The following is a 10,191-nucleotide window of genomic DNA, read 5'->3' on the forward strand; positions in this document are numbered from 1 at the left end:
AAACATACACGCTTCACGAAACGCTATCAAGCCCGGCAATCCGGCCGGGCTTGTTGGTCGCTGTTCAGTATGTCGCTTTCACAGCACGTTGTCGATTATACCTTAGTCAGAAGCTTGTTCACCGACGCCAAGAACTCAGACGGGTCATCCATGCTTCCTTTTTCTGCCAGCATCGCTTGACCTAGCAGCATTTCTACCCAGGTACCAAACTTCTCTTCATCGCTCTCATCCGCCATACGCTTGACAAGATCATGCTCTGGGTTGAGCTCGAAGATATATTTCACTTCCGGCGCTTGTTGCCCAGCCGCTTCGAGCAGTTTCGCCATCTGGGTACCCATCTCAAATTGGTCGGTCACCACGACCGCAGGCGTGCCGGATAGTTTGAACGTCGGACGAACATCTTTCACGCGCTCACCTAAATGAGACTTCACGCGCTCGACCACAGACTCAAACGCTTTTTCGGTTTCTTCACGCTTGGCTTTGGCTTCTTCGTCGTCAAACTGGCTAAGATCGAGGTCTGCTTTGGTAATCGCTTGGAATTGCTTACCATCAAACTCAGTGAGGTAGCTCATCAGCCACTCATCGATGCGATCGTACATCAAGATAACTTCAATGCCTTTCGCCTTGAATTGCTCAAGGTGTGGGCTGTGCTTCGCAGCGTTGTAGCTATCTGCAGTGATGTAGTAAATTTTCTCTTGCTCGTCTTTCATGCGCGACACGTAGTCCGCCAATGAAACGGTTTGCTCCGCACTGTCTTCGTGCGTCGAGGCAAAGCGCAGCAAGCCCGCAATTTTTTCTTTGTTGCCAAAGTCTTCAGCCGGACCTTCTTTAAGTACCAGACCAAACTCACGCCAGAAGGTTTGATACTTCTCCGCGTCGTTTTTAGCCAACTTCTCGAGCATAGATAGCACGCGCTTAGTGCAAGCACTGCGCAGTGATTGAGTGATCTTGTTATCTTGCAAGATCTCACGAGAGACGTTGAGCGGCAGATCATTCGAGTCAATCAGACCACGGATAAAGCGCAAGTAACTTGGCATAAATTGCGACGCATCATCCATAATGAACACGCGTTGCACGTACAGTTTCAAACCGTGTTTGTGCTCACGGTTGAACAGATCCCACGGTGCTTTCGACGGGACATATAGCAAGCTTGTGTAGTCATTTTTACCTTCGACACGGTTGTGGCTCCATGTCAGTGGCTCCGCGAAATCGTGTGAGACGTGCTTATAAAACTCTTTATACTCGTCCGCGCTAATGTCTGATTTAGAACGGGTCCACAAAGCTTGTGCTTTATTGACCTTTTCCCATTTGCCCTCGCCAGTTTCCTTGCCTTCGTCGTCTTTTTCGACGGTCCACATTTCAACCGGAATACCGATGTGATCAGAGTATTTGCCAATCACCTCGCGCAAGCGCCAGTCGTTGAGGAATTCTTTCTCATCGTCATTCAGATGCAAGATAATATCGGTGCCGCGTTCAGCTTTCTCGATAGGCTCTAGGGTGTATTCGCCTTCACCGGTAGATTCCCAGCATACAGCTTGGTCTGCCGCCAGACCGGCAGCACGGGTGTGCACGGTCACCTTGTCGGCAACGATAAAGGCAGAATAAAAGCCCACGCCAAACTGACCAATCAAGTTGGAATCTTTGCTTTGATCTTCATTGAGTTGCTTTAGAAACTCTTCTGTCCCTGACTTCGCGATGGTCCCAAGGTTGGCGATCACATCATCTCGGCTCATACCAATGCCGTTATCAGAGATAGTCAGCGTACCTGCATCCTTGTCTACTGAGAGGCGTACACGTAAATCCCCATCATTTTCGTACAATTCAGGGGCCGAAAGTGCTTTAAAACGAAGCTTGTCCGCCGCGTCTGACGCATTCGAGACTAGCTCACGCAGGAAAATCTCTTTGTTTGAGTAGAGTGAATGGATCATCAATTGCAACAGCTTGGATGTATCAGAGCCAAACTGGTGTTTTTCTGGGGTTTTCACGCTCATGTCAATCTACCTAAAGCTATGATAATTAAACGCCAAGTGAGCCCGAAGCGGACCACCTGATGACGAATTGGATAAAGTCTCTTTGGATATAGGGGCCGCTCGCGACGCTTTCAAGGCTTAACTGACCAAAAATAAATCACTTAGCCATCTATTCGCGTCATCAAGCAAAGCAGCCACAAGTTCACCCAGCCTTGCTATCCCCGCGGCCCGTAACCACAGGCGGCAAGCCAATGGTTCACGGCCTCCCGCTCACTGGGCACGTAGTGGAGTTGGTAACGGGCGACGATACGATCAAAACGATAGACATAGTCACAACGCAGTGTCTCGAGCGGCGGCAGCCATTCATCAGGCCCTTTCGCGCCTTTTTGTGCATTCAGCGCATCATCGGCGATCAGCAGGTTGTCGGGGTCATTGGCAAATTGGGCTTTTTTCTTCCGAGACCATACCTCGCCACCGTGACCGTGGGCCCACTTCAATGGCACAAGGTGATCAATGTCGACATCACTGGCTTGGGTAAACGACTGGCCCGTCAACGCGCCAACCCATAATCCCGTGGCAACCGTGCAGCGATTATCCCGTGTGTAGGTCACAGGCACTTGGCTCCGGGCAATCAGGACTTCAGCACGGGTGTTTTGGCAATCTTTGTCCTCGTCCAACCAATGGGGCCAATGGTCTCGCTGATAGGGTCCAGAGAAAGGACGCCCATCGCGCAACGCCGCGTTGGTTTCTTGATGGACAAGCGCTTTTGGAGAAGACGTCGCCCGCTTAGGTAAGCGCCCGCCTGCCTCAAGACAGGCTGACAGCGAGTTAAATGCGGTAAATCGCGTGACGCGGGTGTAATAGGGACTATTGGTGTCGTGACAAATGCCCGATTTTGAGCGCTTAACTGGCTCGGCCTGAGCCAGGCTACTGACCAATGCGCTTGCGAGAAAGAAGTTTACAAGAAAGAAAGAGAGAAAACGCTTCATACGTTAAGCACGTTTAGTAATGAGTGATTACACAACAGCGCTTAACGACTAGTTTGTCAACAATCAAATGATTGATTGCACACTTACTAGTCAAGGAGGAGAAAAAAGAAAAGCCTGACCAAGTCAGGCTTAGAAATTAGTGCGTCATGGTACAGCGCGTCATGCTTCTCAGCTAGTTATAGCTTAAGCGCTGCCGCCCAATGATCGAGTGTGAGAGTGTGGTGCCGTCCACCAGCTCAAGCTCTCCACCCATAGGCACACCGTGGGCAATACGGCTGGCTTGCACATCGTGTTCTCGACATAGCTCTGCAATATATTGCGCCGTTGCTTCGCCTTCAACGGTTGGGTTGGTAGCGAGGATCAGCTCTTCAATGGGCTCATGCGTGAGGCGTTTTTCCAACACGTCTAAGCCGATATCGGCAGGACCAATACCATCTAATGGCGACAAATGCCCCATTAATACAAAGTAACGCCCAGAATATTGCCCGGTCGCTTCAACCGCGGCGATATCCGCTGGGCTCTCAACCACACAAATTAAGCCCGTTTGCTGACGTCGAGGATTGTCGCAAATCGCACAAACCTCTTCTTCAGTGAAGGTGCGACACTGGCTGCAATGACCAATCTCTGTCATCGCTGCAGTCAGCGCTTGCGCCAACTCGATACCACCCTGACGATTGCGTTGAAGCAGATGATAGGCCATACGCTGCGCTGATTTGGGGCCGACCCCAGGCAAGCAGCGCAGCGCGTCCATCAGTTGTTCAAGTAACTGACTGGTACGCATGGATTAAAACGGCATTTTCATGCCTGGTGGTAGCTGCATACCACCTGTCACTTCGGCCATTTTCTCTTTTTGCTGCTCTTCGGCACGACGTGCGGCGTCATTGAATGCGGCTGCAACCAGATCTTCCAGCATGTCTTTGTCGTCTTCCATTAGGCTGTCATCGATTTCAACTCGACGAACGCTATGGCTACCCGTCATGGTGACTTTTACCATGCCTGCGCCCGACTCACCGGTGACTTCCATATTGGCAATTTCTTCCTGAACTTTTTGCATGCGCTCTTGCATTTGCTGCGCCTGCTTCATCAGGTTACCCATTCCGCCTTTACCAAACATAATTCTCTCTCTTGGTTAGGTGTTCTAAATTGGTCGAATGCTGTCTTCATCCAGTTCCGCAGCAAAACGCTGCAGAATAAAACCGACATTCGGATCATTATGCAAGCTCTGTGTCGCCTGCGCTAATTTTTGTTGATAGAGATGTTCTCGCCACTCTAATGGCGTTCGCCCGCTATCGCCTAAATGGACTTCCAATGTTATGGGGGCATTTAGGGCCTGAGACAAGGCCTGTGCGAGCTGTTGTTGTGCTTTTTCTTTATTGAGGTGAGCCTGATCAGGACGTAAGGTCAACACCACCGTATTGCCCTCACGCACCATCGACGCATTCAGTGCCATTTGCTTCACCAAGCGCGGCACCACCAAACTGTCTGCCAACGCACACCAGTGATCCTCCACGTTCGCTTCATGGACAAGCTTGTCCCGCATCGCTGGTGTTTTTTCATGCTCCAGCGCCTTTTTCAGCGCATTTGGCGTTAAATGCGTGGCTGTCGCTTTCTCGGGCTGCGGTTGAGTCGGCGTCCATTGATAAGGTTCATCAGACACCGGCGCCGTTTCAGCCGTTTTTTGATGAGACAATGCCGCCGGCGCTTGCTCAAAAGAGGAGTCGGACACCGGCGACGCAGGCTGGGCATTCGCAGTAATACGATCCAGCACTGATAACGCATCTTGCTTGGCCGATGTCCGTTCAGTCTTTTTTGGCGTGTTATCCGTCTGACTCGATTGACGTTTCATGCGACTACGAAGTTGATTCCGCGCCTGAATCAAACTGGATGCCGCAGATTGAGGGGCAGCCTGAGCTTCCTCCGCCCTATCCGGCTGCGTCGACGCTGGCTGTTGCGCCTGTGGCTCAGATTGTGATTGAGGTTGCGCCGACTGTGGAGCTGGCACGGCCTGCTCCCTTGGCGTCGATGTTGCTTGCTGCACCTGCGCTTTTAATGCCCCAATCGCCTGAGCCGGATCGGTATGCGGTTTCTGAGTCGCAGCCTGTTGCGTTTGAGGGGCTTGGGTCGGCACAGAAATCGCCTTGGGTTCATAGGGGACTGTTTTGACCGGTTGGAATGCCAACATCCGCAACAACACCATTTCCAGCCCCGCACGTCCATCAGGAGCATACGGTAAATCTTGACGACCCTGCAGCGCCATTTGATAGCACAATTGCACATCTTGTGGCGACAGTCGGGTCGCCAGTGCATGCAAGCGTGCTTTGTCCGGTGACGCCTCGCTATGCGTATTAGGTAACGCTTGCAGTAAAGCGATTTGATGCAGTTGCCCAGCCAGCTCTTTGAGTAAACCGTCCCATTCAACACCTATGTGAGCAATCTGCTCTAAGGCACTCATCAGCTCCAGCGCATCGTGGTTAACCAGCGCTTCAAGCAGCATCAATGCGTGATCTGTACTCAGTGTACCCAGCATGTCGCTAACCGATGCCGTGGTAATTTGGCCGTTGCCTAGCGCAATCGCTTGGTCGGTTAAGCTCAGTGCATCACGCATGCTGCCTTCAGCCGCGCGAGAAAGTAGCATCAACGCACGCGACTCAGCATCTACGCCCTCTTGCGCCAAGATGGTTTCTAACTGGGTTTGAATTTGGCTGGCATCGAAATGCTTTAAGTGAAATTGCAAACAGCGTGACAGGATAGTCACCGGCAGCTTTTGCGGATCCGTAGTGGCTAATAGGAATTTCACATACTCAGGCGGCTCTTCTAGCGTTTTGAGCAGCGCATTGAAACTATGACGAGACAACATATGGACTTCGTCAATCAAATACACCTTATAGCGACCACGCGCAGGCTTGTACTGAACGTTATCCAGTAAATCGCGGGTATCTTCAACCTTGGTGCGCGATGCCGCATCGATCTCTAATAAATCGACATAACGCCCTTCATCAATCTCTCGGCACGTTTGACACTGACCACAAGGTGATGAAGAAACGCCTTGCTCGCAATTCAGCCCCTTGGCAAAAATACGCGCGATGGTGGTTTTACCTACCCCACGGGTACCACTAAATAAGTAAGCATGATGCAAACGGTCGTGGTCAAGCGCGTTGGCAAGCGCAGTCAGTACATGTTGTTGCCCTGCCACGGTATCAAAGCTGTGTGGCCGCCATTTACGTGCGAGTACTTGATAACTCATGTTTCTCGGCTTCCTATTTGAATATCCAATGAGGCGGAGCGTAACAAGGGCGCACAGCGCCCCAGTATGGAGAGAGACTAGTGGCCGTCAAATTGGCACAGGCTAAATACGTTAACACCCATTTGGGCAAGTTTATCCTCACCACCAATATCGGGTAGGCTGATGACAAAGCCCGCATGCTTCACCTCACCGCCCAGACGACGCACAAGTTTTACTGTCGCCTCAATGGTACCACCGGTCGCCAGTAAGTCATCAATGACAAGCACGTTATCACCGCTGCTAATCGCGTCACGATGAATTTCTAGCGTGTCTTCGCCATATTCAAGTTGGTAGCTTTCACTGATAACTTCACGAGGCAGCTTGCCGGGTTTTCGTACCGGGACGAACGGTAATCCCATTGCAAGTGCCAATGGGGCGCCGAATAAAAATCCGCGCGATTCGGTACCGATGATTTTGGTAAAACCCATGTCACGATACTGGCTCGCGAGTGTATCTATGGTTGCCTGATAGGCAATCGGATCTTCCATCAAGCTAGTTACGTCGCGAAAAAGGATCCCAGGCTTTGGGTAATCAGGAATGGTTTTGATGCTTTGTTTAATGACATTCAAGCTGTCGTTGCTCATGGCCAATACTCGCCGGTAAAAAAACGCAAACCGCAATGTTATGAATTTTCAGCCGAGGCGGCAACAGATTCTGTCTCAGGCAGGCGGAGAAACCAGCATAACAGCACAATTAAGCAAATTAGCAGCATGACTTTTAGCCAAACAAAGCTGACTATATAAATAGAAAAAGCAAAGCTGGCCAGAATCATCACGGTGGCTCGTACTTTTACCTTACGACTAATGGCGCGTTTTTGATACCAATCAGTCAAGATTGGCCCAAAGGTAGGATGTGCATGCAGCCAGTTAGCAATACGGGGTGAACCACGCATAAAGCAGCCACTCGCGAGCAGTAAAAACGGCGTCGTTGGTAGCACCGGCAAAAAAATACCCGCCGTACCTAAGCCGACCCACAGCCAACCAAGGCTATTCCAAAGCCAGCGCCAACGGGGAGAAGAAGATGGCAGTGAGTGTTGCATGCTGTGGTCTCGCAAAGTTCTGGCCTGACGGTGAAATGAAACACATTAACAAGTGTAGTGACCCTCACCCGGCCAGTACAGCACAATACCGCATTTAACCGCTGAACGCGGTCCGCCAGGATAATTAACGACCAAACAAAATACCGATCCAAGTCAGGCTTGCTGGCAAGGTGGGAATAAGGAGTACCAGCAAAAATCCAATGAAATACTTCAGACTATACGGCTCTTTAAAATCATGTTCCATTTTGTTATCTCTACTCACAACAACTTAACAACAGTGAGGCGCTACTATAGCTCAGCTTTCAACCGCTAAAAACGGACCTTTTGTAAGGTTTTATCGTTATTCTTGATTTACATCAGGGTAACAAGTGGGGTGAGTGATCCATGATAAACGTCATTTCAGCCAATCAAGCGAACTGACCATGGATACAAAAACCCTCGCACAGCTTCGGCGTGAGCTCGAAACCGAGCAAGCGGAGCTGATCGCAACCCTAACCACTCGATTACGAGAAGATTGGGAAAAGGAATGCGATAATCTCAATGTGACTGACTTAATAAAAGAAAGTCAAAGCTTGCCAGGCGCGATTCGTTGCCTAGGCGATCGTTTGGAGAAAGTGGACGCCTCTTTGTGTGCCATGGATTTGGAGATCTACGGCCTGTGTGCCGATTGTGAGAGCCAAATACCGCTCAGTGATTTGATGCAAGATGCAGCAGAACAGCGCTGTCCTCAGTGTCGCACATCAAACTACTACCATCACGATCCCGCGCAGCGCCGTGTTGCGACGGACCCGCACTAAGTTAGTGATACTGTGTCGGTCTACTTTCGCTTGTAGCCTGTTTCTCGCTGTTTAAGCGACGAACGCCCAGCTTTGGCTGGGCGTTTTTTGTGCTTGAGTCAAACCATGCCACATTATTCTTGGTCGATAATCCAGCGGCGGAAAGACTTGCGTTCTTGATCGCTTGCTTTGGTATACCAAAGTTTAAGTTGTGAGAGCGCATCGCCCTTGATGGACGTTTTGCCTTCCTCATCCACTTCTACCAAGACATCATTGAGGTTTTTGCTTTCACCTTGGTCTAAAATAATACCATTGGCGCGGTTATAGTCTGCCACTAACGCTTCCATATCTGCGTAAGCAGCAAAACCGTCACCTTTAAGCTCAGTCGCGTTCAACGGCATCACCTCACCACTCTCGAACTCCGCTTGCCATTGTGGGCCTGAAGCAAAATAGCTCGACGCTTGGCTTTGTGCCGAAAGGCGGGTATCAATATCAATGGTGGCATCACGTCCATCGACATTAAAATCAAACACATAAGGGCGAGAGGTAAAAACAACATCTTTGCTGCCGCGCTTCACTTCCCCTTCATAGCGCATCACTAACTGGTGTTTGCCATCGCTTAGTTCAACACTTTGCTGAGGCGCCCAGCTGTCAAATTTCACTTCGGTGCCATCAATCACCAAAAACTCAACACCCCGTGCTGAGGTAATCGTTGCGGCCTGAGCGACACCTGATAACAGGGTGACACCCAACGCTAGTCCAGCCCATTTCAACTGCTTCATTATTCTTTTCTCACTGATTCGCCAAAACCATGAATAAAAAAGCCGCCCGAAGGCGGCTTTTTAGAACGAATACTACATGCTGTAGTGGTATCGTTAAGCTCAATTAGAACTTAACTTCCATACCCGCTACGTAGCCTAGGTCAGCGTTATCTGCGTTAGTATCGCCGATTTCTGCGTATACTTTAGCGTTGCTGTGCAGAGCATATGTCACGTTAGCGTAATAACCGTTGACATTATCACCCTCTTTTGGATCTTGGCGGTCCCAGCCTGCAGCGAAGGTAGTATTGCCCATGGTGTAATCAGCAGCCAAAGAGAAATAATCAGTATCAGCGACTTCCGCACCACCTACAACTCTTTCAGCTTCGCCATTACCATAAGAAGCTGCCAAGCCTACATTTTCAATACCTGCATACTCAACTTCAAACTGATACGCTGTTACATCTGTGCTTGAAGCTGGTTTATCTGCACCAACGTCATCAGCTTTGTAGTAATAGCCACGAATATCGAAGTCAGCTACACGGTAGCCTAAACGCGCATCGATGATAGACAGTTCTGCGTTTCCATCATCATTGCCATCGCTGTCTTGACGCGTAGAAATACCACCATACACTGTGCCGTTGTCGTAGACGTATTTAGCCACTTGCGCACCGTGAGTTGCTTCAGTGCCGTCAAAAGATGAAATTGAAAGCTCATAATCTTTGGTGATACCAATATCATCACTTAGGAGATATTGACGACCGAAAGTGATTTGACCGAAGCTGTCGCTCTTGAAACCTACGAACAGTTCTTTGTTTTCAACGTTACCGTTCGTTGGGTTTTTAGTCAGAGCTTCTTCTGATTCAAACTCAAATGACATACCAGCCAGTACGCTCATTTCAGGCGACACTGCAACTTCAGTATTAACAGCAAGGTCGCCATCATCTAGGCGCCACATACCGTCTTTGTCATTACCAATTTCTTGCATGTACTGAACTTCAGCTGCACCAGATAGGTCTACTTTAACGCCGTCTGCGTCATACAGGTTGATGCTTGCAGATGCTGAGCCAGCAGCCAGCAGAGCTGGAACTGCCATTGCTAGAATAGTCTTTTTCATGGTTAATCCACTGCCTTTTCTATTTAGTCATTATGAGTTCTTTTTTGGAACTCTGTTATATGGTGGCTGTCATAATGCTGCAAAGAACAAAATGCCAATCCACTGAAACTTCGTGGGTAATCGTGCAGAACAATTAGGATTCTGTCAACTCACCCTAAACCGTACAGATCATAACTCACAAAGTTTAAAAAACAAATAGTTAGAAGATTTCGCTGAATGAAGATCACAGTAAACGGTCAGACATTAACCAATCTTGATA

General features: G+C 49.5%; 10 protein-coding genes. 1 reads left to right on the forward strand and 9 read right to left on the reverse strand.

Annotated features, from left to right (window positions below; genetic code table 11):
• Positions 1-95: 95 nt before the first annotated feature.
• The 7 genes from htpG to BZG84_RS09715 form a co-directional block, all read right to left on the reverse strand.
• Complete coding sequence (gene htpG / locus BZG84_RS09685) at positions 96-1,991, reverse strand: molecular chaperone HtpG (protein ID WP_077479120.1); 1,896 nt, start codon at positions 1,989-1,991, stop codon at positions 96-98.
• 194 nt (positions 1,992-2,185) lie between these two features.
• Positions 2,186-2,959, reverse strand: coding sequence for a GmrSD restriction endonuclease domain-containing protein (locus tag BZG84_RS09690; protein ID WP_077479121.1), 774 nt, complete (start codon positions 2,957-2,959; stop codon positions 2,186-2,188).
• Positions 2,960-3,131: 172 nt separating this feature from the next.
• Complete coding sequence (gene recR / locus BZG84_RS09695; RefSeq protein ID WP_069588676.1) at positions 3,132-3,740, reverse strand: recombination mediator RecR; 609 nt, start codon at positions 3,738-3,740, stop codon at positions 3,132-3,134.
• A gap of 3 nt (positions 3,741-3,743) precedes the next feature.
• Positions 3,744-4,073, reverse strand: a complete 330-nt coding sequence (locus tag BZG84_RS09700) for a YbaB/EbfC family nucleoid-associated protein (RefSeq protein WP_077479122.1) — start codon at positions 4,071-4,073, stop codon at positions 3,744-3,746.
• Positions 4,074-4,097: 24 nt separating this feature from the next.
• Complete coding sequence (gene dnaX / locus BZG84_RS09705; RefSeq protein ID WP_077678157.1) at positions 4,098-6,203, reverse strand: DNA polymerase III subunit gamma/tau; 2,106 nt, start codon at positions 6,201-6,203, stop codon at positions 4,098-4,100.
• Positions 6,204-6,280: 77 nt separating this feature from the next.
• Positions 6,281-6,826, reverse strand: a complete 546-nt coding sequence (gene apt, locus BZG84_RS09710; protein ID WP_077479124.1) for an adenine phosphoribosyltransferase — start codon at positions 6,824-6,826, stop codon at positions 6,281-6,283.
• Positions 6,827-6,864: 38 nt separating this feature from the next.
• Positions 6,865-7,281 (reverse strand): YbaN family protein, encoded by a 417-nt coding sequence (locus BZG84_RS09715; protein WP_077479125.1) that lies wholly within the window; start codon positions 7,279-7,281, stop codon positions 6,865-6,867.
• Between the two features lie 422 nt (positions 7,282-7,703).
• Between BZG84_RS09715 and BZG84_RS09720 the strand changes: the two genes are divergently transcribed.
• Positions 7,704-8,078, forward strand: coding sequence for a hypothetical protein (locus tag BZG84_RS09720; RefSeq protein ID WP_077678158.1), 375 nt, complete (start codon positions 7,704-7,706; stop codon positions 8,076-8,078).
• Positions 8,079-8,191: 113 nt separating this feature from the next.
• Here the strand turns inward: BZG84_RS09720 and BZG84_RS09725 are convergent, their stop codons facing one another.
• Both BZG84_RS09725 and BZG84_RS09730 read right to left on the reverse strand, forming a co-directional pair.
• Positions 8,192-8,839 carry a YccT family protein gene (locus BZG84_RS09725; protein WP_077479127.1) on the reverse strand — a complete coding sequence of 216 codons (648 nt, stop codon included), beginning with the start codon at positions 8,837-8,839 and terminating at the stop codon, positions 8,192-8,194.
• A 103-nt stretch (positions 8,840-8,942) separates the two neighbouring features.
• On the reverse strand, positions 8,943-9,932 hold the full coding sequence (locus tag BZG84_RS09730) for a porin (protein ID WP_077479128.1): 990 nt from the start codon (positions 9,930-9,932) through the stop codon (positions 8,943-8,945).
• Positions 9,933-10,191: the final 259 nt, after the last annotated feature.

It is taken from the genome of Salinivibrio sp. PR932 (assembly GCF_001996125.1).
Classification (GTDB): Bacteria; Pseudomonadota; Gammaproteobacteria; order Enterobacterales; family Vibrionaceae; genus Salinivibrio; species Salinivibrio proteolyticus.